At 60.0% G+C, this 24901-nt stretch carries 18 protein-coding genes; 8 read left to right on the top strand and 10 right to left on the bottom strand.

The annotated features are described in order from the left end of the window. Window positions 1-8 precede the first annotated feature (8 nt). A complete protein-coding gene (locus tag AB4Z15_RS00635) occupies window positions 9-821 on the top strand; it encodes a hydrolase (protein WP_442015574.1) in 813 nt (270 codons plus the stop codon). Window positions 822-889: 68 nt separating this feature from the next. Then, the gene (locus AB4Z15_RS00640) at window positions 890-1942 is read left to right on the top strand and encodes a LacI family DNA-binding transcriptional regulator (RefSeq protein WP_442015575.1); all 1053 of its coding nucleotides are present in this window, start codon (window positions 890-892) and stop codon (window positions 1940-1942) included. On the opposite strand, the gene AB4Z15_RS00645 is transcribed toward AB4Z15_RS00640, so the two are convergent. The 8 genes from AB4Z15_RS00645 to AB4Z15_RS00680 form a co-directional block, all read right to left on the bottom strand. Continuing rightward, window positions 1911-2828, bottom strand: coding sequence for a family 43 glycosylhydrolase (locus tag AB4Z15_RS00645; RefSeq protein ID WP_442015576.1), 918 nt, complete (start codon window positions 2826-2828; stop codon window positions 1911-1913). The genes AB4Z15_RS00640 and AB4Z15_RS00645 overlap by 32 nt on opposite strands. 35 nt (window positions 2829-2863) lie before the next feature. Continuing rightward, entirely contained in the window at window positions 2864-5047 is a 2184-nt protein-coding gene (locus AB4Z15_RS00650) for a glycoside hydrolase family 36 protein (RefSeq protein WP_442015577.1), read from the bottom strand. Between the two features lie 41 nt (window positions 5048-5088). Then, on the bottom strand, window positions 5089-6141 hold the full coding sequence (locus AB4Z15_RS00655; RefSeq protein ID WP_442015578.1) for a LacI family DNA-binding transcriptional regulator: 1053 nt from the start codon (window positions 6139-6141) through the stop codon (window positions 5089-5091). Then, window positions 6138-7820, bottom strand: coding sequence for a family 43 glycosylhydrolase (locus tag AB4Z15_RS00660; protein ID WP_442015579.1), 1683 nt, complete (start codon window positions 7818-7820; stop codon window positions 6138-6140). Before AB4Z15_RS00660 ends, AB4Z15_RS00655 begins: the two co-directional genes overlap by 4 nt. A 13-nt stretch (window positions 7821-7833) precedes the next feature. Continuing rightward, window positions 7834-9663, bottom strand: coding sequence for an alpha/beta fold hydrolase (locus AB4Z15_RS00665; RefSeq protein WP_442015580.1), 1830 nt, complete (start codon window positions 9661-9663; stop codon window positions 7834-7836). 36 nt (window positions 9664-9699) lie between these two features. Next, a complete protein-coding gene (locus AB4Z15_RS00670; protein WP_442015581.1) occupies window positions 9700-11256 on the bottom strand; it encodes a DUF3502 domain-containing protein in 1557 nt (518 codons plus the stop codon). A 104-nt stretch (window positions 11257-11360) separates the two neighbouring features. Next, on the bottom strand, window positions 11361-12347 hold the full coding sequence (locus tag AB4Z15_RS00675) for a carbohydrate ABC transporter permease (protein WP_442015582.1): 987 nt from the start codon (window positions 12345-12347) through the stop codon (window positions 11361-11363). After that, window positions 12344-13339 (bottom strand): ABC transporter permease, encoded by a 996-nt coding sequence (locus tag AB4Z15_RS00680; RefSeq protein ID WP_442015583.1) that lies wholly within the window; start codon window positions 13337-13339, stop codon window positions 12344-12346. Before AB4Z15_RS00680 ends, AB4Z15_RS00675 begins: the two co-directional genes overlap by 4 nt. 467 nt (window positions 13340-13806) lie before the next feature. On the opposite strand from AB4Z15_RS00680, the gene AB4Z15_RS00685 reads away from it, so the two are divergent. The 3 genes from AB4Z15_RS00685 (at window position 13807) to AB4Z15_RS00695 (ending at window position 18578) form a co-directional block, all read left to right on the top strand. Next, window positions 13807-17283 (top strand): putative Ig domain-containing protein, encoded by a 3477-nt coding sequence (locus AB4Z15_RS00685; RefSeq protein ID WP_442015584.1) that lies wholly within the window; start codon window positions 13807-13809, stop codon window positions 17281-17283. 130 nt (window positions 17284-17413) lie between these two features. Then, window positions 17414-17809, top strand: a complete 396-nt coding sequence (locus AB4Z15_RS00690; RefSeq protein WP_442015585.1) for a hypothetical protein — start codon at window positions 17414-17416, stop codon at window positions 17807-17809. Window positions 17810-17903: 94 nt separating this feature from the next. Further along, window positions 17904-18578 carry a DUF6766 family protein gene (locus AB4Z15_RS00695; protein WP_442015586.1) on the top strand — a complete coding sequence of 225 codons (675 nt, stop codon included), beginning with the start codon at window positions 17904-17906 and terminating at the stop codon, window positions 18576-18578. Between the two features lie 28 nt (window positions 18579-18606). On the opposite strand, the gene AB4Z15_RS00700 is transcribed toward AB4Z15_RS00695, so the two are convergent. After that, window positions 18607-19224 carry a TetR/AcrR family transcriptional regulator gene (locus tag AB4Z15_RS00700; RefSeq protein ID WP_442015587.1) on the bottom strand — a complete coding sequence of 206 codons (618 nt, stop codon included), beginning with the start codon at window positions 19222-19224 and terminating at the stop codon, window positions 18607-18609. 56 nt (window positions 19225-19280) lie between these two features. Further along, window positions 19281-20528 (bottom strand): MFS transporter, encoded by a 1248-nt coding sequence (locus tag AB4Z15_RS00705; protein ID WP_442015588.1) that lies wholly within the window; start codon window positions 20526-20528, stop codon window positions 19281-19283. A gap of 149 nt (window positions 20529-20677) precedes the next feature. On the opposite strand from AB4Z15_RS00705, the gene AB4Z15_RS00710 reads away from it, so the two are divergent. The 3 genes from AB4Z15_RS00710 (at window position 20678) to AB4Z15_RS00720 (ending at window position 24880) form a co-directional block, all read left to right on the top strand. Continuing rightward, window positions 20678-22321 carry a DUF5597 domain-containing protein gene (locus tag AB4Z15_RS00710; protein ID WP_442015589.1) on the top strand — a complete coding sequence of 548 codons (1644 nt, stop codon included), beginning with the start codon at window positions 20678-20680 and terminating at the stop codon, window positions 22319-22321. Between the two features lie 80 nt (window positions 22322-22401). Continuing rightward, a complete protein-coding gene (locus tag AB4Z15_RS00715) occupies window positions 22402-23295 on the top strand; it encodes a LysR family transcriptional regulator (RefSeq protein ID WP_442015590.1) in 894 nt (297 codons plus the stop codon). A gap of 97 nt (window positions 23296-23392) precedes the next feature. After that, on the top strand, window positions 23393-24880 hold the full coding sequence (locus AB4Z15_RS00720) for an NAD-dependent succinate-semialdehyde dehydrogenase (RefSeq protein WP_442015591.1): 1488 nt from the start codon (window positions 23393-23395) through the stop codon (window positions 24878-24880). The last annotated feature ends 21 nt before the right edge of the window (window positions 24881-24901 follow it).

Genomic DNA, 24901 nt, shown 5'->3' on the forward strand with positions numbered 1-24901 from the left:
GGGAAGCTATGCTGATCTGCGCAACCTGCGCCGTCGAACGCGACGAGCCGACGCCCGAACTCTGCCCGATCTGCACCGACGAGCGGCAGTACGTGCCCGAGGACGGGCAAAAGTGGCTTTCACTCGACGAGTTGGCGCAGGACGGCCAGCGTTTACTGCTGGAGGAGAACGAGCCCGGACTTATCGGCATCAGAACCGCACCGAAAGTCGGGATCGGCCAAACTACCCAGCTTGTCGTGACACCAGGGGGTTCACTGCTGTGGGATCCCGTTGGATTCGTTGATGACATCAGCGTGAAAGCAATCCTCGAGCGAGGCCCGGTTGTGGCGATCGCAGCCAGTCATCCCCATATGTTCGGGGTGCAGGTGGAGTGGTCACGTCGGCTCGGCGGCGTCCCCGTGCTTGTGGCGGACGCCGACCGGCGATGGGTTGGCCGTAATGATCCAGCCATCTCCTACTGGACCGGCAGCAGGACCATCACCGAAGGGTTGACACTGCACCAGACAGGAGGCCACTTCCCCGGCAGCGCAGTGGCGCACTGGACTGCAGGAGCGGGCGGCAAAGGGGTCCTGCTGACCGGCGACAGCGTCTTTCCTAATCCAGACCGCCGCTCCGTCGCCTTCATGCGCAGCTACCCGAATCATCTGCCGCTATCGGGGGCAGTAGCGTTGCGGGTCTCCGCACAGCTGGAAGAACTCACGTTCGACAGGATCTACGGCAACTTCAACAACGTCATCGCCTCCGGAGCCAAAGCCGTTCTACACGATTCGGCCCAACGGCATGCAGCCTGGGCGCGAGGAGACTTCGACGACCTGACGTGAAGATAACGATTACCCACTGAACCGAGAGTCTCGCCCGGAGACGCAGGATTGGCACTACTCTGAGGACTGTGACCAAGATTCCGGACTACCCCTTGAAGCAGAAGATTCCCGTGCTGAGCGACGTCGCCAAGGCAGCGGGGGTGTCCGTTCCCACGGTTTCGCGTGTTTTGACCAGCAGCAAGTATGTTGCACCGGAACTCCGCGAACGGGTAATGAAAGCTGTCGCCGAGCTCGGCTACAGGCCCAACGGCGCTGCCCGGGCAACCAGGTCCGGGAAACGATCGATGGTCGCCGTGTTGACTGGAGCAACTTCGAATTACGGTTATGCCAAGACCATCGAGGGCATCGAGAAGGCGGCTCGGGCCGCGGGCCTCTCAGTGATCATTTCAGTGATTGAGTCCGACGACGACGACGCCGTCAACTCGGCCATCGACCTCGTCCTTTCCCAGCCCGTGGCTGGCGTCATCATCCTTGAGTTCGACCGGCCGGGCCTGGCTGCAGTGAAAGCGTTCCCGAAATCTGTCCCCTTGGTCTCGGCCGGAGGCGGAAGCAGACGCACGGGAAAAACTCCGGCAGCGCTTCTGGATGAGCGCGGTTCCGGGAGGGACGCAACCAACCACCTGCTGTCGCTCGGCCACCAGACCGTCCATCACGTTTCAGTTCCGACGATGGGAAAGCACTCAGGCCGCACCGAAGGCTGGCGGGCAGCCCTGACGGCTGCGGGCGCCCCGGTCCCGCCGGTATTGCACGCAACCTGGGAACCGGCCAGCGGTTACCGCGTGGGGAAAGACCTTGCAGCCAGAGACGACGTCACTGCGGTTTTCTGCGGCAATGACGATGTCGCCATCGGCGTGATCAGTGCCCTCCTCGACAGCGGCAAGCGCGTCCCGGAGGACGTGTCGGTGGTTGGTTTCGACGACCAGCCGCACGTGGCTATGTGGAGGCCCGCTTTGACCACCGTGCGGCAGGATTTCCGGGACCTGGGAGCGAGGGCTTTTGCCCTTCTTGCCGCGACCGTGGCCACTGGCGAGGTTCCCGGTTCCTCGGCCGTCAAACCGGAGCTCGTTATTCGGGAGTCAACTGCCGCCGTCAGTCCAACCACCACTCATCCCGCCAGCTAAGGCTGGCGTGCCCGCCTCCGATGCTGATGGGAAGGATGACGGGGAGCGAGTTGTAGAGGTCGTGCTGGTTCCAGCGGTCGCCAATGTAGACGTGGGAAACACTGCTGGATCCGAGGACAGGGACTACGGCGCTGACCTGTGAATCAAACGTTCGGCTGCCGGACGGCGCGAAATCATGCCATTCAGACCATGGCCCCTCAAGGGAGGCGGCGGTTGCGAATTTATTGTCATTCATGTTCCAGCCGGTCAAGTCTGATCCAAACAGATAATACAAACCATCAACGCACACCAAGGCCGGCGATTCGTACCCATGGCTTCCATCATTTTTCAGGGTGGTGGACAGAACCGACTCAACACTGAGATAGTCCGGGGCCAGGCGGTACAGATGCAGTCCGGTTTCCCGGTCTTCAGACATCAGCACACCGAGGCCGGAGGGTTCCTGGTAGACGCCAATATCGCGGCTTAAATTGCCCAGGGGACGGGAGCTCCCCAGGTATTCATAGGGGCCTATGAGTGATGTTGACCGGGCGAAACCAAGCCTGGCTTCGGCGTAGTCCGGTGAGTCGATATGCAGGAACATCACGAAATACCCCGTGGCGGAATTGAAAAGCACCTTCGGCCTCTCAACGATCCTTTGTGGACCCAGATCGCCGGCGCCTTCCCTGCGAAGGGAAGTCCCCTCGTGGCGCCATACTGCGAAGTTCTCAGTTGAGTAGCATTCGACGGAAGTAAAGAGTGCTCCTGCACTTTTTTCTTCACCCCATGCGTAGTACCGGCCCTCGTGGAACAGCACACCGACTCCATGGAGTTGCGCGATGTCACCGTGTTGGTCGGTCAATGCTGTGGCTGTTCGGACGGTGGCCGCCGCCTGTTGGTAAGGGCTCATATCTGTACCTGACTCTGGAGTTAATGGAAGTGTTCTTAGGCGTGCAGGAGGATCAGTCGTGCGCTGTTTTCTTGAGCGAGCGTCACGTTGAGTACCGCCGCGCCGGCCGCGGCTGGAAGTACGATGGCGTCTGCCGCACCCCAGGGCGGATACGCCACCGTTGCGCTGGGGTGCTCTCCAAGCCAGGCGGGCAGGTCAATTGATTGCTGCTCTTCGCCTCCCCGCCTGTGAACAATGACGGCAAGCGTGCGTTCTCCGAGCCGCGCGCCCTGGGCGATCCAGTTGTCCCGCCAGCCCGGCAGTCCCAAGGGGAAGGTTGGCACGCTGGATGAAATATCGGCGCGCAGGGCCTTATAGGCATCAAGGCCCGCACGGATCACGCCCAACTGCCCGGGGCTGAGGGTATCGATCCGGCCCCCGAGGTGTACGCGGGAGAGTAGCGCGCTGGCGATTGAGAATGCCAGTTGCTCATCACCCATCGATCCATCCACGGAGGCCCAAACACCGGACTGTTCGGGAGCAATGGCAAGCGGTGCGGCAGCTGAGATGGGCGGCGTCTTGACGAAGTCCTGCTGATCCGTCAGCGACTGGATGGGGAAGACCGCACCGGACGCACCGTCAGTTCGGGATCCACCGGCCGCGCAACCTTCAACAGTCAGTCCGGGGTGCCGATCCATCACTGCAGACACCCACTCCAGATAGGCCCGGTTGTGCTCCAGGAGCCCTGCACCAGTGGCACCGTTCAGGTCCGTGCCTGCGCCGATATCGACGTTGTAGTCCAGTTTGAGATACGCAAGATCGAAGTCCGCCATCAACCGGTCGACTACCCCGTCCAGATGTGACTTCGCAGCAGGGTGACGCAAGTCCAATTGGTAGCGTCCCCATTCCTTAATCCGCTGGCCACTGCGCACAAAGAAGGCCTCGGCAGGCAACTGCTCAGCGATTCGACTTCGCGCACCCACAACTTCAGGCTCCAACCACAACCCGGGTTTCATGCCGGCGGCCCGGATTTCTGCAATCAGGCCAGCCAGACCGCCGTCGGGGAAGCGGGTCACGGAGGGCTCCCACTCCCCCACCGAATCCCACCAGCCGCCGTTTTCGTCGTCGTACCAGCCGGCGTCGATGCAGAAGACTTCAACGCCAACTGCTGAAGCTGCCGCAATCAGCGGACGTTCCTTTGCGGTTGTGGGATCCGACATGAGCCCATTGAGGAAGTCGTTGTAAATAACGGGAAGCTCAACATTGTCAGTGTGAGGCCTGCGAATCCGACGACGGTAGGCAGTGAGTTCTGCCGTGACAGCATCGATACCGCCGGCGGGCACCACAGCCACAGCTGACGGAACGGTGGTGAAAGCTTCGCCCGGTTGGAGCGTCAGCGCCCACTGGTGTTCAGCGGCCGTTGGACCGGAAACCGCGAGGTAGAGGTCGTTGTACCGGTCCCCTAATTCGTAGTGCCAGGCTCCGTTGTGCTCTACCTGCCACGCAAGCATCGTCCCTGTTGCAAGATCTTCCAGGATTCCCATGGGAAGGTGTTCTGCCGTGGACCATGCACCGGTGGATGTCAGCGCGATCCGGTTTTTGGAACCGACTTGCTCGTATTCCACCATGCCCACGTTGTACAGGCCCCGTTCGGCAAGACTGGCACGCCGCCACCGAAATTCGCCGGACCACGGGTTCGCTGCCTGCCATAGACCCATGCCCTCCTCCCAGTCCCGGGAGTGGCCCAGCCCGGAAAGAACCAGGGAAGACACATATTCAAGCCCGACGGCGGATGCCCCGGCCCGTAGCTCAGTCCAGCAGCGCAGCACGGAGGACCCTGGCGCCAGCTCATAATAGACAGTTGCCTCAAGGCCGGTCTCCGGATCGCGGGCAAGCAGACACAGCCGGGCCACACCATGGGTCTCAGATTCCCGCACTTCGATGAGTCGCAAACGTTGGGCAGCAGCGCCGTCGACGTGCCGCTTGCCCGCGGTGCCATGCCGACCGTCGCCAGCCAGTGCAATCTCCACAATGGGCAAGGACGACCGACGCAACCCCTCCAGGTCCGGCAGCGGAAGCTGTGCGTGCCCGATCGTAAGCAGCCTCGGAGCCATGTGCGCCCCATGGAGAATGTGCAAGGTCAGGCAATCATTACCCCACGCCAGGACATCCCCTCCTTGGGGAACACCTGCGGTGGGCGGCTTGTTCTCAAGCTCGGAACTGGCGTGCGTGAGGGTCACGGTGCCCTCCAGGAAATGTTCACGGTAAAGCTCTCCTTTTGTCAGTGGCTGAAGATGGATCCGACGGCAGCAGTGGAGCCGCGGATGATGAGTTTTGGTTTAACCGTGGAAGCAGTCGGCGGCTTGGGACCGCCGTCCAAAGCCGTTTCCAGCAGCCCGAACGCGCGGGAACCGAGGTCCTGGAAGTCCTGCCGGATGGTGGTTAGAGCTGGTCGCCACATGGCCACATGCGGCTGATCGTCAAAGCCCACCACGGAAACATCCTCGGGAATTCGCCTGCCGGATTCCACGAATGCCTTGATGACGCCAATCGCCACATCATCATTCCCGCAGAACACAGCCGTAACATCACTTTGGGCGGCGAGTTTCCGGCCCACGCTGTAGCCGCTGGAAGGCTCCCAGGTAGCGTGCAGAATCCGGGGCACAGGAATCCCCGCTGCTGTCAAAGCTGCCTTCCAACCCTCTGTTCGGCCGGACTGCTTGCCCATGGTGGGAACTGCTATGTGGTGCACTGTCCGATGCCCCAGCGAAAGAAGGTGGTCGGTAGCATCCTTCCCGGCACCATGTTCATCGAGCAGAGCGCTGGTGGTTCTGGTGGAACGGCCTGTTCCTCCGCCGGCCACCACCATGGGAATGGAGCGCGGAAAAGCCTGGACGGCAGCAAGTCCGGGGCGATCGAATTCCAGGATCACTACGCCGGCCACGGGTTGGGAGAGGACGAGGTCGATTGCGGCGTTGACTGCTTCTTCGGCGTCGGATTCCACTACCGCGATGATGACGGACATGCCCGCCTGGCGCGCAGCTCTCTCAATGCCTTCAATGGTTTGGGCGTATCCATAATTGGAGGTAGCGCCCGTCAGAACCGCCACCATGGAACGCTTTCCGGACCTTGTGGCTCGAGCGGCCACGTTGGGACGATAGCCGAGGTCGTTGACTGCTTTCAGTACACGGGTCCGGAGGCTGGGGGCAACGTACTTGCTGCTCGTCAAGACACGGGAAACCGTTGGAACGGAAACGCCGGCCGCCTTCGCGACATCCCCGAGGACCGGAGGTTTCTGATGCGTGGGGGTCTGCTTATTAGGGCTCTCGCTCATAGGACTGACTGCCCTGCCAGTGGCTGGAACTGAAAGTCCGTGAAGTCGGCAGTAAAGCGCCGCTCGCGCAGGTCCTGTGCGGCGACGCCGACGAAGGCCCCCGTGAACCGCAATGTGTCTCCATGATCATCGGACAATTGGAGGGCATTGAGTTCGGGCCCAATCCGTTGAAGCGGTTTACCCAGGTCGGACCAGAAGAATTGCAAACGTCCGCCGTCAAGAGTGGCTTCCAAACGGAGGGGAAAGCTCGATTCCACCACAACGGACCCGAAGGAATGCAGGCCCTTATACGGGTCTTTCTCGAACACTTCGAGAATCTGCTCAATTGGTGCGTCGCCATCAAGCAGTTCTCCTCCGGCTTCCCTTACGGTCGTCCTGAGGTAGAAGTAACTTGAGGTGTTGTAGTAGAAAATGAGTCCAGCGCTTTGAGTGAAATTGGTTGGTTGCGCTTCAACTGTCACCCCCGCCCTCAGGCTGCCGCTGGTCAAGCGGCGCGCCACCAGTGACTGCTCCAGGACCGAGTCCGTGCTGTATCGTCCCGTGAGGCGAAGCCATCCAGGCCGTTCCGAAAGGCTGGCCCACTGTGATGTGACGGGATGCCTCAGGGAACTCCAGGGCCAACCCAGAGTCAGGTGGCCATCATTGGTCACCGCTTCTGTGGCGAACCCGCCAACGGTGCTGGTATCAGCAGCCTGAGCGGCCGGCACTGACGTCGAAACCGGAGCGGCGCCGTCGAGCGTTGGTTTTGGACCTTCAACCGTCAGGGACGGATGCCAGCCATCCTGCTCCAGGCGCAACCAGCCGTCGTCAGTAAACCGCATTCGCTGAATGCACGTCTCGCGTCCAAGGATGGAATATTGCTTGCCGTCCTTTTCAGCCCACCGGCTAGCCAAATGTGCCAGGAAAAGGGTCCCATCCTCAGCGACGGCGATTTCACCGTGCCCGGCCTTTTGCAGCATGTGGGTGGGATCGTCGCGGGAGGTCAGCACCGGACCGTGCGGATCCGGTTCATAAGGGCCGAAAAGAGAACCGGAACGCATCATGGCGATGCCATGGTTCTGACCCGTTCCGCCCTCGGCGAGCATGAGGTAGAAGCGGTCCTTGAAGAAGTAGAGATTGGGTCCCTCGATGAGCTCGGCACGACGATGAATGATGCGAGGCTCGCCAATGGTCGCTGTCCCGGTTGCGTTCAGCTCCTGGAGGTTGATGCCGGCGAAACCTCCGCGCCCGGTTGGCCTGTGGTCCCATTCCATGTTCAATAGCCAGTGGCGGCCCTCGTGATGAAAGATGGATGGATCAAAACCCGTGGTGGTCACACGGGCAGGGGCCGACCAGGGACCGGCGACGTCGGCCGCACGTGTGATGTAGGTGTCCATGTCTTTGTGTGGTCCGCCGAAACTCCGGACCACGGTAAAGACCAGCCAAAAAAGGCCATCAGACCAACTCAACGAGGGCGCCCAGACACCTGCCGAATCCCCCAGTCCCCTGAGTTCCAGAACTGCGTCCGGGCCGCTGAACGAGCCGGCAAACTCCCAGGTTTTCAGGTCCCGGGAGCGGTGGATCGGGACAATTGGGTACCACTCGAAGGAGCTGTTGGCCAGGTAGAACCACTCACCCACACGGATAAGGGACGGATCTGGCGAGAACCCCGGCAGGACAGGGTTGCTGATGACGGTCACTAATTTCTCCATGCTAGGAAAGCTCTTCCGGGTAGGCGAACGGCTCTCCCTTGACGTACCGTTCCATTTCGGCCACCACGTGGTCCCCCATGCGGAGCAGTTCGGTGCCCATGGAACCAGCGATGTGCGGCGTGAGCATGACGTTGGGCAGCTCGTAAAAAGGATGTTCCAGGGGCAGCACGTCCGGCGCTGCCACATCGAGGATCGCGTTGATCCGTCCGCTCGCCAGCTCTTTTTCGAGGGCTGCCTGGTCCAGGACCTCGCCTCTCGCCGTATTAATGAGCGTGGCGCCATCCTTCATTGACGCCAGTTCGGACGCCCCGATCATCGCGGTGGTTTCCGGCGTGACGGGAACATGCAGGGAGACAATGTCGCTCCGGGTCATCAGTTCCTGCAGCGGCAGCAAGGTCACCCCCAGGGCGACTGCTTCTGCCTCGTCCAGGTAGGGGTCATGAATCACTACCTCGAGTTCGAACGGCCGCAGCAGCTTGGCGACCTGGCGGCCGATGCGGGAAGCCCCCACCAGACCCACCGTTTTCTGATAGTTTCCCGCCCGGGGAAATTCCTGTTCACGGTCTATCGGCCCACGACGTTCCCCGTACATGCGGGCGCTTTCGAAAGCTTGTTTGTTGGCGAGCAGGATCATGGCCAGCGTGTACTCCGCGACGGGACGTCCATTCGCCTCACCAGCATTGGAACCCACAATCTTCCTGCCTGTGGGAATCGGCACTATGTTTCCCGCGATGACCCCACCTGCATGGATGATGGCACGCAGCTTGGGGGCTGCGGAAAGAATGTCCCCATCGATTTTCGGGCAACCCCATCCGGTAATGAGGACTTCGACGTCGGTAAGCGCTGCCTGGGCGTCCGGCGTCGAGAAGTCTTTGAAAACCGGTCCACGAAGGTCCACCAACCGGTCCAACGTGCTCATCGCCAAGGACGAGAAGAGCTTGGAGAAGAGTTCAGGCGGTGCCATGACTGCCATGGCGACGGGCTTTGCCAGTTGCTTGCCCTTCCCCTCCAGGGATTTCGTGAAAAAGTTGGTTGCGGTGTCCATGAATCTGTCTTCCATATCGCGCCGGATGAAGTGGGACGCGCCGTCGAATACCTCAATCGCAGCGCCTGCGGTTCGGGCGATCTGCTGGTGCTGCGGCGTGATCCCGGTTCTGACGGTGCCAGTGATAATCAGCGTAGGGACGCCGGATGCCGTGAATGATGCGAGCAACTCCGGCCACGGCAGGCTCGGAACGACGTTGCCATTGCGCACCAGGTTTGGATCGCAATCCTCCTGCGCCTTGCAACTGCGCTGAATCTCGGCCTCGCTCCAGTTGGGCCACTCGCGTCTCCTAGTCTGCACGCGTTCTTCCGGCGTGCGGGATTGAACGTCAACGAGGTGAGCGTAGGCGGCTTCTGCAACATCACGCTCCTGTAGCGTCGTCACCGGCAGTCGCCAGAATGGATCTTCGAGGAGGACACCCGCCGGGCGGAATCCGGCAGGTGTCCTTTCCAATGCGCTGGCGGCAACCGCGGCTGCGACGCCACCGCCGGCTGAGTGCCCATAGTAGAGAGCCGGGAGCTGTGCCACGTCCTGCAGTTCCTCCAATTCAAGGAGGTCCAGGACATCCCTGACCATGACATCCCCGGGGTGTTCCCGAAGCTCTTGTTCTGACCAGCGGGGTGAACTGCCGTGCCCGCGAAGATCCATTGTCAGGACTGCCCATTGCCGGGAAATCCAGTGCGAACGGGCAGCTTCGAGGCACTCTGCAGATTCCATCAGGCCGTGGATGGCGATGACGACGGCGGTGGCCGCTGACTCGGGCAGTGCCAACCGGTATGACAGCATCAGGAACCTTTCTCTTTGTCAGCTATTCAGACAGGGTCAGGCTTGCTTTTTGAGATGGGCGTTGGCTTGCTTTTCCATCTCTTCCTGCAATTTCGCGACCCCGGCACCGTCGGCTGCTTTTTTCAGCTTGTCCAATTGATCGTCTACATCCACCACACCGTAGAAGAGTGGGTTGGCGAACTGCGTGATGACGTTGGACATCGCCGCCACCTGCTGTTTCACAGGTGTGGTGTCGGGGATGAAGGAAGCAAAGGGGTCAAGAGTGAAGTTGTCGAAGTTCTGTGCCCAATCGAAGATCTTCTCTTCCGTGGGACTGATGGACATGGATTTCCGCTCCAGGCTGGACCGCCAGGACAGCGCGTAACCCGGAAACGCGTAGTCGTTCAGGGGCTTGAATTTGTTCCCGTCTGCAGGTTCCCAGTCAGTGCCTTCAATCCCATACGTGATGAGGTCGTGGTTTTCCTTGATGGAAAGCCAGTCCTGAAGCTGCATGGTCCGGTCCAGATTGCCGCCCTTGGAATTGACCACAACGAGATTGTCGGCCTGGAATGTTTGGTTGGGTTTTGCAGACAAGCCTCCTGTGAGGGGCATGATATTGGCCAACGCTGCCTTGGGGACGGCCTTTTGCAGGGTGCTGAGTGAGTTGCTCGCGGTGCCATCGGTCATGGCCCATCCCGCTGCGTACTTACCGGCGATCCATTGGCTCTTAAGGGTTGCTGCATCGGTGTTCAGCGCATCGGCGTTGATGATTCCGTCGTTGTAGTACTTGCGGATCCGGTGCAGGGTATCCACGATGCCTTCGTCGTCCCAAAAGGCCTTGGGCGTTGAGGATCCCGTTTTGGCGGCGTCCTTGGCGAGCAGGAAGAACATACCCTTTCCGCTGAAGGCGCGGGCAATCGTGTCCGGGTTCTCCCATGAGGAGGCATTGAACATTCCCGTGGGAACGGGGAGCGCGTGAAGGTAGCCACTGTTGGAAGCCGCTCCATAAGCAACCGTGCCGTCGTTTTTCTGCTTCACGGCGTAGAAGAACTTCTCGAGCTGGTCAAAGTCTGCAATCGTGGAGAAGCCAACGGAGTCGGCAATGTCCTGGCGAATGACGAAGTGCTGGACGCGTGCCGCACTGTTGACCTGCGGGATCCCCCAGAGCTTGCCGTCCCAGCTGTTGGACTCCAACAGTTTCTTGGGCAGTGTTGCACTGAGGTTCTTGTATTTGCCCACCTCATTGGTGAGATCTGCCAGGGACCCGCTCTGCTGTAGTTGCGCCATGTTCAGCCAAAGCGCCTGCAGGGCTGAATCGAATTTCTCTCCGGCCGTGAACTTGAGCAGGGACTGCTGCTGGTAGTTGGACCAGTTAATGAACTGCGCGTCCAAGTCGAAGCCGAGATCACTTTTGAGCTTGCTGTTCACCTTGGCCAGGACAGCATTCCACGTGGCTGGAGCAGTGCTGGGCAGGACTGCCACCGACGTGCCCGTGACGGCGCCGCCCGTGGAGGACGATCCTGATGTACCGCAGCCGGCAAGCGCTGCCGCTGCTCCAAGTCCACCGGCCAGACCAAGGAAACCGCGCCGGGAAACTGATGAGTTGGGGATCATGTGCTGCACTCCTTTGTACGCTGGCATCGTGGGCCAGACACTTTGTGGGGCTAAAGAGTTTTGGGGCTAAAGACTGGAACGAAGAGCTGGTGATTGCGGAGCGGCTAGCCTTTGGTGGCGCCAAGCGTGAGGCCTTTGACGAAGTAGCGCTGCGCGAAGGGGTATGCCAGGAGGATGGGGCCGATGGTTACGACGGTCAGGGCCAGGCGGAGCTGGTAGATAGGGGCCACTGAGCCGGATCCGGGCAGCATCGCGGCGTTGGTGACGTTGGCGATGAGGTTCTGCAGCATCAGCTGCAAGGGGTACTTCTCAGGATCGGAGATGAAGAGCATGGCTGTGAACCATTCATTCCAGTAGGACACGGCATAGAACAGGCCAATGACGGCCAGGATGGGTTTGGACAGCGGAAGTACGATCTCAAAGAAGACCCTCAGTTCGCCCGCGCCATCTACCTTTGCGGAATCAAGGATTTCTTCGGGGAGCTGGCGAAAGAAGCTGACCGCTACGAAGACCAGGAAGGGGGCCATCATGTGCGGGAGAATGACGGCGAACCAGCTGTTCTGGAGCTGCAGCACTTGCGTTACCAGCAGATACAGGGGCACCAGACCACCCGAGAAGAGCATGGGAAGGTAGGCGAAGACCGTCAGCGGCCTGCTGATCCGGGGCATCCGGCGCACAATGACCCAGGACAACGACGCCGTGGCGCACAGCGAAAGCGCGGTGCCAACCACAGTGATGAACAACGTGGCCGCATAGCCTTGGAAGAGGGCCGTACCGCTGAAAATGGCAACGTACGCATCCAACGAGAATGGTTCGGGAAAGAAGCTGTAGCCGCTGCGGGCAAGAGTGGACTCTTCCGTCAAAGAGCCTGCCACGATCATCCACAACGGAATCAGGGCAAAGAGGCCAAAGACTGTAACACCCACATAACTGACTGCCGTGAAGGGCTCAAGCCTGGTCTTTTTGGGTCCTTTGCCATGCGAAACCGTGGTCGGTTTTGCTGCCCGGGAGAACGGCCCTTTGGGTGCGCTTACGCTGGCCTCTGCAGGATTGTCATCTGCTGTCACGGCGGGCGTTGTGGAGGTGCTCACAGGATGCTGCTTTCTTTCGAGTAGCGGCGTTGGATGAGCACTGCCGCTGTAACGAGGATGAATCCGACCACGGACTGGAAGAGGCCGATCGCGGCTGTGGTACCGAAGTCACCGATGGTCCTGAGGGAACGGAAAACGTAGGTGTCGATCACGTCAGTGGTGGAGAACAGTGTGCCGTTGTCGCCGATGATGGCAAAGATGGTGCCGAAGTCTCCGTAGAAGATCCTTCCCACGCCAAGCACGATCAAGATGGCGGCCGTCGGTTTCAAGAGGGGCAGGGTGATGGACAATGCCATCCGTGCCCGGGTGGCGCCGTCGAGCATTGCTGCTTCGTAGACATCCTCGGGGATAGAGGTAATCGCTGCCAGGAAAATGACCGACATGTAGCCACCCAGCTGCCAGACTTTCACGATGGTAAGGATCCAAGGCCAGGGACCTGGTTCTGTGTACCAACTGATCTGAGGAAGGTTGAACAATCCCAGCGCGTCATTGACTGCTCCCCCGTGGCCGCCTGCGCCGGCAAGTATGACCTGAAGGATGATGCTGATCACTATCGGGGACACGAAGTAAGGAAAAAAGATCGCGGACTGCATGAACTTCTTGAACAACCGGGCGCGCAGTTCATTGAGCATGATGGCCAGGGCGAGGCCAGCTCCCAAGGTTGCCGCGAGGAAGAGAACATTGAGGACAAGAGTGTTCAGCACAATGGCGGGAGCATCACCGCTTTCGATGAAGTACTTGAAATTATCCAGTCCGCTCCACGGACTGTTGAAAATCCCTTTGCTGACATCGAAATTCTTGAAGGCAACGATCAGTCCAGCCATGGGAGCATAGGCAAAAATCAGGAACCAGGCGATTCCCGGCGCTGCCAGAAGCAGCAGGACGCCGGAACCGCGGCTGCGGTGTTTTCGTGAAAGCTTGGCGCGTGCTTTAGGAACAGAGACCGCATAATCCGCGGTGTTCTCGTTGTGGGCGGTCATGCGCTGTTGCATGGCACACTCCCTTGACTCTAGAAGGTGGGACTCACAGTGATGGGAGACGATGCCACCGTGGCATGTTTCCGTACTGGCGAAGGGCTGGAAGAGATAGCGAGGAAAACGTTATCCCCTATCCTGCGGCGTGAATCACGGGCTGTCAAGAGGCTGCCCGAAGTCGGCGTAAAGGCGACTCGGGGATCTCCGCGATGCCACCAGTGCAGCTTCAGGAAAACGATTGCCTGAATGACTCTCCCCAGCTAAGATTGCCGACATTCGACCCGTTGCGGCAGGCTGACTGCCGCCGGAACGGTGGTGAAGACCTTTCCGATCCGCCCGATGTCCCGAGCCACACGCAATTCGGCTCGTCTGCGAATACCCCGCCTGGCCCTTTCGTGTCCTGGGCCTACCCCAAGCGGCAGGCGAAATGTCCACGCCAGAACTGCACCACATCACTCTCATTACTTATCGTTCCAGGAGGACCGATGAAGCATCCTCAAACTGTAAGGCGGTGGGCCCGCGTGCTTGCGCTTGGTGCCGCCGTTGCCCTCATTGCGCCGGCCGGAGGCATCCCCGTCTTTGGTGGCGTGGCCCCGGCCGTTGCGGATTCCGGGCAGGAGGTGACCATTACCGAAAGCGTGGACGCGAGTGGCTTCGTCCACCCTGGAGTTGGCGTGAGCGCCGATAGCCTGCGCAACGCCCGCTCCATGGTTAAGGCGGGCACGGAACCGTGGAAGAGCTACTACGCGGCGATGGCGGAGACGTCATTTGCAGCGCGCGATTTCCGTTCCTCAAATTCCAGCAGCATTATTGATCAGCCGGGCACCACTGCCTTCGACTCCCAAGGCGTACAGAGCAAACTCATCCGGGACGCGTTCGGGGCCTATACACAGGCCACCCTCTACGTCATTACCGGCGATCCGGTGTACCGGGAAAACGGTATGCGGATTATCCGCACGTGGAGCAATATGGACCCCTCGAAGTACGTCTACTATCCGGATGCGCACATCCACTCCGGTGTCCCGCTCTACAGGCTTGTTGCCGCAGCCGAAATTTTCCGATCCACCAGTGTTCCGGACGGCTACACGGCCTATGACCTGGGCTGGCATGACCAGGACACGAGCAAACTCAGCAGCAATCTCATCGTGCCGATGACGGAGACTTTCCTGCACACGAACTGGCGCTACCTGAATCAACACACCTATCCCTTGGTCGGTTCCATCGCGGGATACATCTTCACTGGGAACCGGGACCGCTATTCCGAGGCTGTCGAGTGGTACACGGTCAACGCTTCCACGTCCCGTCCGGAGCAGAACGGTTCCATCGCAGCCCAGTTCCCCCTCATATCGGCCGATGATCCCTTGAATCCCTATGGCTATTCCTTCGTTCAGCACCAGGAGATGGGCCGCGACCAGGCCCACGCCTGGGACGGCATCAACACCACAGGGGCAATCGCGCGGTTCCTGACAATCCAGGGCACCAAAGTGGATCCGTCTGCCGGCACAGTCTCCAACGCTCCCAATGCAGTCTCGCCCTACAAATTCCTTGGTAACCGCCTGCTCATGGCCGCGAACGCTTTCACTGGTTACATGCTCGGCTACGACACTCCCTGGATCGATACCACCGGCGGACCGGGTCGACTCTCGGAGGCATATCGCGGCCGCATGTACAACCCCATTGATGAGCTCTACAACGTCTACAAGTACCAGCTTGGCGTGGATGTTGAACGTGAGGCGCCCTATGTCGCCGAGCTGCACGCCAAGGCGGACGGGCCAAAGTTCTTCTGGGGCGTCGGCGCCTACAACTCCTGGGAAAGTAACCCCGATTACAGCCCGGAGTTCTGGCTGTCCCTGCCGCCCTCAGTTGCCGGTCAGGCCCGGCCCGTAGCCACGGATGCCAAGGTACAGATGGAGACGCGCAGCTCGGCAACGGATGGTAAGAAGCTTAAGGTCGTGAGCGAAGACGGACGAACTTTTGTTCAGGTCAACGCGACAGGCAACGGCCGCACGATCGCAGTGCGGACCCTGATGTACGTGGGCCGAAGCGGATACAGCCCCGTGGGTGTCCAGTTCCGAACCAACGGTCCCGCGACCTTGGCCATCGGCAAGGACCCAGCAAACCGCTTATCCGTCCCTCTTCCAGATACCCGCGGTCAGTGGCGTTACGTAACCTATGACGTTGACGCCGAGAAGTTAACGGGCGTGAGCCTTGGTGGCGAAAACCTGGCCTACTTCACGGTTATGAGCCCGGGGGTTGATACACAAGTCGACTTTGACTACGTGAACCTCGAGGCCAAGACGCAACTGACTGTTCCGCAGTTTCCCCAGGACACCACAACAGCGCTCATCGGCCTGGCGGGAGCAGAACTCTCACGCTCGCTCGCTGCAACAGACGCCGGCGGCGATGCACTCCAATACTCCGCCGTAGGGCTGCCGTCGGGCGCGCGGCTGGATCCCGCAACTGGCCAACTCACATGGGCCGCACCAACCACAGCAGTTGGCGAACACACGTTCCAGGTCACTGCAGATGACGGAACGTCCGTCGCGACGCGTCCCGCAAAAGTGATCATTGCAGCGAACCGGCAGGCCGCCGTCGACACCGCGTTAGCGGGTTTCGATCCGAATGCCGTTTATGAAACGCCGTCCTTTTCGGCCTTTGAAAAGGTTCGGGCCGAGGTCCGCTCCGCCATGGACGCGGCCGACGACGCCGGCTTCCTCGATCAGCTCGTTCGTCTCCAGGACGCGGTCAAGGCACTCAAACTCCTCACACCCCGGCTGGCGAGCGACGGATCCATCGACTACCGCGGACTCGTCACCACCGACCCGGCAACCGTTCAGCCCAGAAACCTGTTGGACGGAAGCTTCGACACCACCACTGGAGACCTACGCTCACCGTTCACCGTCGACTTCGGACAAGGCTTCCAGGTTTCAGCGAAATCGTTCGGCCTCCAGGCCCGGTACAACTTCGCCAATCGTTCCCAAGGCGCAAACGTCTACGGCTCCCGGGACGGACGAACATGGACCCTGTTGACCGAACGTGAAACCACCGACACAACGGCCAGTGGGTTCGCGATGGAAACCATCCCCGTGCGCGCCGATGTCGCGGGGCAGACGTTCCGCTACTTCAAAGTCCAGGTGGATCACCCGGGCGTTGCTACTGATCCCGCGTATCCCGGCATCTCGTCCTTCAGCGAGTTCCATATCCAAGGGGAACGGCACGAGATGGCAATGGCTGTTTCCTCCCTGTCCATCTCCACCTCCAACCCGGACAGGAGCCTGGCGACCAACGGTGACACGGTGACGTTCAACGCCGTCGCAAATGAGCCACTGTCCGAACTGAAGGTCGTCGTCGAGGGACAAGCTGCGATCGCCACATCTGCCGACGGGATCAACTGGACAGCCGCCGCCCAGCTGCCCAACGACGTCGGATACGGCCGTGACGTGCAGTTCACCGTGGACTATCAGACCGCCTCTGGTAAGACCGGGACAACACTCACAGCCACCACCGATAACAGCCGGCTTGCCCTGTGGAACACCGCGATACAACGGGTTCCGGTGGTTCAAGGCTGGGTGAACGCCTCCACCCGGGCATGGCCCGGAACAGGTACAACGCAAGAGAACGCCTGGAAGATGTTTGACCACAACACCGCCACGTACACGGACACCACGACGGCGAATGGCTGGGTGACGGTAAAGCCCACCGATGCGACGCGCATTACCGCCGACATCGTCCGAGTGTACCCGCGAGCCGGCTTTGTGGCCCGCGGAAATGGAACTGTTGTCCAGGGGTCCAACGATGGCGGGGCTACATGGCAGACATTCCTGACGATTACTGGAATGTCCGCAGCCGACTGGTACGCCTTCACCCTTCCCCAGCGGGTCGACTACGCCCAGGTCAGGGTGCTCGATGAACACGGTGGCAACACCAACCTCGCAGAAGTGGAGTTCCTTCACCACGAGTAGCTAAGCAGTCCCTTGGTTTACACTGAAGCCATACCAGATCATCAGGTTGCTTAGTGTCGGTGGCGGGGAGGAACGCATGGGCGGATGTCGAAGCTACGGTTGGCTGGCCCAGTCTCTTAAGCTGGGCCCCATGCGCAGAATATTCCCCGCCACTGCCGCCACCCTTCTCCTTCTGACTGCAACAGGCTGCGCCGTCGACACTGCCGGTGCAACCAAAGTCGCCGAGGATTTCCATCGTGCCGTGGATGCCTCGAACTGGGCTGCTGCATGCGATTTGCTCCAGCCAACGATCCGGGAAAAGTCAGAAGAGAAGGATGGCGGCGACTGCCAGTCCCACTTGGCGTCCGTACATCTTCGAGTCCCCGGTCACGTGGTCAAAACCGAAGCCTATGGCCGGGAAGCATTGGTGGAGTTCGAGGGAGATGCGGTATTCGTCGCTGTTTCCGGCTCAACTTGGCGTGTGACTGCTGCCGGATGCACGCCGAGGGAGGAAACCCCCTATTCCTGTGAAGTAGGAGGCAGATAGCAATGCGTGTGGTCTTTACTCTCTATCTCATTCTCATCTTCGGCGGGCTTGCCTATATGGCCGCCGTTGGACTGGTTCACGGATAGGGGGCGACGTGAGAACAGCTTTGAGGAACAACGGACTGAGTCTATTTTTCGGTCTGATCTTCATCCTGGCCTTGGCGGGTCAAGCCATTACTGGACAAGCCGTCTTCAACGAAGGTCAACTCACTGCCGGCCTTGATGAAATCAGTTTCACCCAATACATCACTTCTTCCAGCTTCGCCGTTGACGTGTCAGAAAACTGGCAGTCGGAGTACCTGCAGTTTCTCCTTTACATCACAGCCACCATCTGGCTGCTTCAGAAGGGCTCGCCGGAATCAAAAGAGCTGGACAAACCCGGCCTGGAATCCGACGAAGAACAACTCGTTGGCGAGCATGCCAATGCCAAGTCCCCCGCATGGGCCAAGGCCAAAGGTTGGCGTCTCACCGTTTTCTCAAATTCACTTGCTGGAACCATGGGATTGATTTTTATCCTGTCGTGGCTGGTCCAGTCCATCGCAGGTCACATCGCCTTCAATGAAGAGCAACTGCGCAACTTCCAAGAGCCCCTTTCATGGGCCGAATACCTGGTGTCGCCTGACTTTTGGAACCGTACCCTGCAGAACTGGCAGTCGGAGTTCCTTGCGGTCGGATCCATGGTGGTCCTGTCGATTTACCTTCGCCAACGCGGATCCCCGGAGTCCAAGCCCGTCGGCTCGGCTCATGATGACACCGGAACCACTGGCTGACCAATCCGGGAATACCTTGTGATGGGCTTTACGCCATGCCGCGCAGCGCGGTCCGGATTGAGTGGCTAAAGGCGGGCATCATGTCAAAGTCTGGATCGATGAGCCACTGAAGCTGGGTCCCGTCCCAGCTGGCCACGATGGAGGCAGCGGCGAGCTCAGCATTACAGCTTGTATCGATGAGTCCTTTAGCCTGATCCTCGCGAATGTGCGCCGTGAAGGCCTGCCGGAGGTTCGCATATCGGGTTGTGAACCATCCGTGCGCAGGGTGTCCCGGCGACGATGCTTCCGCACTGAGGACGGCCAGGAGGCGGAGCAGCTGGGGATGCCCGAGGTTATATTCCGCCAGCCAAAGGATCGCCTCGAGGAGACCGTCGGCAAGTCGACGGCGTTCGAACTCGCTGGCAGCTAACTGGTCCGCGTGCTCAAGCACGGCCTCGAGGAGCAGTTCCTTGCTCGGAAAATGGTGCATCAAGCCTGTGAAGCTTAACGAAAGGGCCTTTGCGACTTCCCGGAGAGAGCCACCCGCGTAACCGCGGGTGGCGAACTCGACGGTGGCGGCTTCGATGATTTGCCGCCGGCGGGCTTCCGTTTTCGCGTAGGTGCCTCGCGTAGCTCTTCTGGGGGTTGGCGTAGCGGAAGTAGTCACGTGGCAATGCTACGCGGACCGGGGGGTCAACCAGGTGGCAGACCCCCCGTCTACCGTCATCGGACGCGGCGAATCGGAACCAGTACCACCGCTGCCAGAACCGCTAGCGCAACCGCCATCCCGAACACCAGTTGGAATCCTGCAATCGATACGACTATCCCGGCCACGATAGGGGCAATGATCTGGGGTCCAGTATTGGCAATGCTCAGGATGCCCATGTCCTTGCCTTGGTTCTCTGCGTCCGGGAGAACTTCAGCAAGCAGCGCTTGGTCAACGGCGATATACATTCCGTAGGCGAAACCACCGACAGCGAGGAACAGGTAGAAGGCACTAAGGTCGGCGGCAAAGACAAGTGGAAGTTCGGCGGCGGCAAAAACCAACGAAGCGACGATCACGATTGGTTTGCGCCGCTTGATCCTATCCGAGAGCGGGCCCGAGATCAGCGTGGCGATTCCTGAAGAGATGGCCATGATCACTCCGCCGGTCCCGATCACGCCGCCCGCCTCAGCAATATCCAGTCCGATGTAGTCCGTGAGGACGAAGAGCTGGTACAGCAAGACCATCATGAACGACAGGAGAAGGAGGAAGCGGCCGATAAGGGCGAGCAGGAAATCCCTGTCCCTTGGCGGAACGAAGCCGCGCAACAGTGCGCCAATAGACAGGGGTTCGCGTGCGACGTCGCGGTTGTCCTTCTCACGCGAAAGGAGGACAAAGATGATCATTGCCACCGCTATGAGCCACGGCAGCCAACGGAGTCCCTCCCTCGGCATCGTGATGTAAGCGCCACCAACGATCGCGCCCAGGCTCTGCGCCAGCAGCTGACCGAGTCCGATGAGGGTGGAGGCCTTTCCAAGGTTCTTGGCGCTCACTCGTTCGGGCAGCACCGCGAACAGCGGAGCAAGGACGACAGCAAGCCCGATCTGGAGAACAACCCAGAGAACGACCAGGATGGCAAACTCGCTCGTGAACGACATCATCGTGGCGGCAAGGCCGAGCACGATTCCACCGCTTGCAATCCAGGGATTTCGCCGTCCGAAACGGCTACGTGTCCGATCGGACAAGGCACCGAAAACGATGGTCGCTATCATGCTGGCGATCGAGCCGGCCGCTGCCAGCGTGGCATAGAGTGCGACCTTTTGATCGGGATCAATCTGGGCCATCAGGGCGGGGATAAGGGCGCCAGCAGCACTGAACGGTAGCATCCAGCCAGCATGCGCCAGGAAGAGAAGTGGCCCGAGACGCCCTAGTCGTGGGGCCGGCACGGCGTCCTGAGACTGGCCTGGGGCTGAGGAAGTTATTGCCATTGGGGATGCTCCTTTGCATGGGACGAAGGTCCGACAAGGAAGACGTTAGCTCAAAAACAGTGCATGCGCTACATTTTGAGAAAAGTTCCTATATCCTGCTACTCTAAAACCGTGCACTTGCCATATTTTAACCAATGGAGGTCCAAATCGTGTCAACCGAAGTACTTCTCGAAATGAAGTTGAATTCGACGCATGTTCCCACGCTCGAAAGATCAACTGGACGGGCACGACTCATCGTCGATGGCTCGCCCTTTCTGGTCCGAGGCGTCGAACTGCATAACTCGTCCAGTTCGTCCCCTGAAGCGTTCCGGAATGGACTGGAGTCAGCCCTCACGGTTGGCGCGAATACAGTCCTGGCACCGGTGTCGTGGGAGACCGTCGAGCCCACTGAAGGCACCTTTGAACTGGCCCAAGTTACACACTTGATTGAGTCGGCCCGCAGTGTTGGATTGCGTTTGATCATCCTCTGGTTCGGGGCTTGGAAGAATGGGGCCTCCACCTATGCTCCTGCCTGGGTAAAGAGGGACTGGACGCGCTTTACGCGATGCGTTCTGGAGGATGGGCGTCTCACTGACACCCTTTCTCCCTTCACAGAGGAGCCATTGGATGCCACGGCGTTTGCCGCACTGATGCGGCATATCGAGATGATCGACGGCGAGCAGAGAACCGTCCTCATGGTGCAGGTGGAGAACGAGGTCGGCCTTCTTGGAGCTTCGCGGGATCATTCCCATCCAGCCAATGCTGCATTCGCCAAACCAGTACCACAGCCTGTAGTTGATGCCCTGGCGAGCCGGCCACAAGAAGCACTGGGCGCCAATATCGCCATGTGGCCGGAACTACTCCCCTCCCCAGACCGCTCTGACGAGGCGTTCATGGCGTACGGAATCGCAACCCACATCGAACGGGTGGCACATGCCGGCCGGCAGCACTCGGCACTTCCCCTATTTGTGAACGCGTGGTTGGACAGCGATATCGACGTCGACCTTCCGGGTTTCGCTGTTGCTGGAGGACAGCGCCCCGGCATCTATCCAAGTGGTGGGCCGCTCCCCCACGTCGCCGACATCTGGAAGGCGTGCGCACCCTCCATCGATCTGCTGGCACCCGATCTCTATTTCGGGGACAGCCGGACAATCTTCGGCAACTTCCTTGATGCGTCCAAGGGATTGTTCATCCCGGAAATGCGGCGCGACGTTACGGGAGTCGGACATATCTTTGAAGCGATCGGCGAATTCGGAGCCCTAGGCGTATCACCATTCGGCGTTGATTCGGGCAGCGCCGAGGATCTCCAATCACTTACTGACGCCTACGATCTCCTCGCCCGCGCCGATCCTCTTCTTAGCGACGCCGCGTACTCCACTGGCCAACAGCGGGGGTTCTTCCTCACCGATCAGCAGCCGCAGATAGACCTCGTCTTTTCGACTGTTGGAATGACTGTAACGCGGATGACTGCCATCGGAACCGACCCTATCGGCACATGCGCTTATGGGATCATCCGCGAGCTGGGATCCGATGAGTTCGCGGCGATCGGCCGCGGATTCAAAATAGCTTTCACCGCGATCGACGGAGAATCGAACATCGGCATGGAATCCGTGCAGGAAATATCCGGGGTGGCTGATGCCCGATCCGGACGTTTACTTAACGGGGATGAGACAGCAGGCGGCACTACCTGGATCCATCCACACAACGAACCAATGTCCACCGCGGTGTTCCCGATTCCCATGGGGCACATGCACACCGGCATCTCGATCTGCCGCATCTACCCGTATCCTCGGATGTCGCCCCAACTGGTTTGATTGGAGGGAAGCACACCCAGTCACGCCGCTGGGACTGCGCGCCGTTGAACTCATCCGACAGCAATCAGGCAGGTACCAGCATGCTCGACCTCCATCGCCTCACCCTCCTCAGGGAAGTCAAGCTGCACGGCAGCATGAGTGCCGCCGCCCGCGAACTTTCCTACAGCCACTCCGCCATCTCGCAGCAGCTCGGCTTGTTGGAAAAGGAAACGGGCGTGGTCCTTCTCGAAAGGGTGGGGCGAAACGTCCGCCTCACCCCGGCAGGCGAGGAACTAGTGCACAACACGGAGGCAATATTGGCCGCGATGGAACGCGCTGAGGCTGATCTTGCGACCTCCCATGAGCGGCCTCAAGGGATTGTGACCATAGCGGCATTCAGCACCATCAGCCGGAGCGTGATGCCTTTTGCGTTGGCGGAGTTGGCCCGAAATTATCCCGGACTCGACGTCAGGTTGCGACGCGAGGATCCCGAGCAGGCAGTCGTCCAGTTGGTCTCGCGGCAGGTCGATGCCGTGGTCAGCGATGCGTTTCCTGGAACAACAGTGGCGCCGCCCGGAGGAGTGCACACCACCGTGATCGGCCAGGACCCCATCCGCGGCTATCTTCCCCATGGCCTGGAGTTCGCTGACTTTGACGATCTAAAGGAGCTACGTTGGGCAGCAGAGCCGCCGCATACGGCCTCGTCACGATGGGCAATGCGCGTATGCCGTGAACTAGGCATTGAACCCGTGATTGCCTACGTGTCTTCGGATCTCCTTTTCCACCTCCGCATGGTTGAACAAGGCCTCGCCGCGGCCTTCCTACCTGACATGGTGGTGCGTGAAGCCGGCAGTGTTATGACACCCAGTTCCTGGCTGCCGGCAGATCAATCACGAAGCATCCAGTTCCTCGTTCGGTCAGGGTCCGAGCGCAGCGCTTCCCTTGTCGCCGTCAGGGAAGCGATAACCCAAGTGCTGCACGCCACCGACATGTAAGGAGCGCTTACATATACGCGTCAAAAAGGTTCGCTTTTATTTACTTTTCGTCGTAGATACATTGGCTTCAGGCAGGCCACTACTAAAGAGAGAACCGATGAGCCTCATATCCGACGTCACTACTCCCCTGATTGCGGCAGACCCCGTCAACCTCCAACACGCGGATGCCGTCATTCAATCCATCAGGCTTCCCAGCTCGGGCATCGCAGTCTACGATCCTGCGACAGGTGAGACCATAGCCCATGTCCCCGACGCTGATGTTGAGGCCGCACTGGAGGCTGTTGCGAAGGCCGACAACGCTGGAGCGGTGTGGTCCAAGAGCACCCTGCGCCAGCGCGCCAACGTCCTGCACGCCTGGTACGACAAGCTCGTGGCCCACACTGAGGATCTCGCTCACCTGATTTCGCGCGAAATGGGCAAGCCGCTGGCAGAGGCACGCGGCGAGGTCAAATACGGCACCGACTTCGTTCGCTGGTACGCCGAGGAAGCTGTGCGTCCCGCAGGAAACTTCCGCGAAACGCCGGATGGTGGTGCGAGCCTCCTGACACGCCGCTCCCCCGTCGGACTGGCGGTACTGATCACGCCATGGAATTTCCCGTTAGGGATGGCAACCCGAAAAATCGCACCCGCCCTGGCTGCAGGATGCCCCGTAGTCATCAAGCCTGCGACCCTCACTCCGCTCACGACGTACTTTGCTGTTCAACTCGCCATCGAAGCGGGGGTGCCTGATGAACTGATCCAGGTCATCACGACCTCAAAATCAGGCGCGTTCAGCGAAGCCGTCCTGCTCGATCCCAGAGTCAGGAAGGTATCCTTCACGGGATCGACGCCGGTGGGCCGTCAGCTCCTGAAGCTCGCCTCCCAGAATGTTCTCCGAAGCTCAATGGAGCTTGGCGGCAACGCTCCGCTCATCGTCTTCAACGACGCCGATCTGCAGCGGGCAGTGGATGGAACGTTTGCCGCAAAACTCCGCAACGGCGGCCAGTCCTGTATTGGAGCCAACCGAATCTACGTGCAGGACGGAATAGCGGATGACTTTGTAGCAGCGCTCACCGAACGCTTCGGCCAGGTCAGTGTGGGAAGCGGTCTCGGACAGCAGACGGGACTCGGCGCACTCATCGATGACCGTGCAGTCGCTCAAATGCAGGCCTACACCGAGAACGCCGTTGCCCTGGGCGCCACACTGCTCACCGGCGGCCACGGATACGATTCCGTAGGCAACTTCTTCGCCCCGACCGTCCTGGACGGCGTTACGGAAGATTCCGACGTCGCCCAGTCCGAGATTTTCGGACCCATCGCAGCGATACAGCGCTTCAGCTCCGAGGCCGAAGTAATCGACCGCGCCAACGCCACAGAATTCGGACTCGCCGGCTACGTCTTCACCGAGAACCTGGACCGCGCCCTTAATGTCGCCGACAGTCTCCAGACAGGGATCGTCGGCATCAACCAAGGCGTCCCATCCAACGCAGGCGCCCCCTTCGGAGGCGTCAAGCAGTCAGGTCTCGGACGCGAAGGAAGCGCCGAGGGCCTCGAAGAGTACGAGAACATCCGCTTCTACAACGTGGCGCGACGCGCCACCGCATAACGCGAGCCCGCTCCTATCTAC

Source organism: Paenarthrobacter sp. 2TAF44 (assembly GCF_052114885.1).
In the GTDB taxonomy this organism is placed as follows: Bacteria; Actinomycetota; Actinomycetes; order Actinomycetales; family Micrococcaceae; genus Arthrobacter.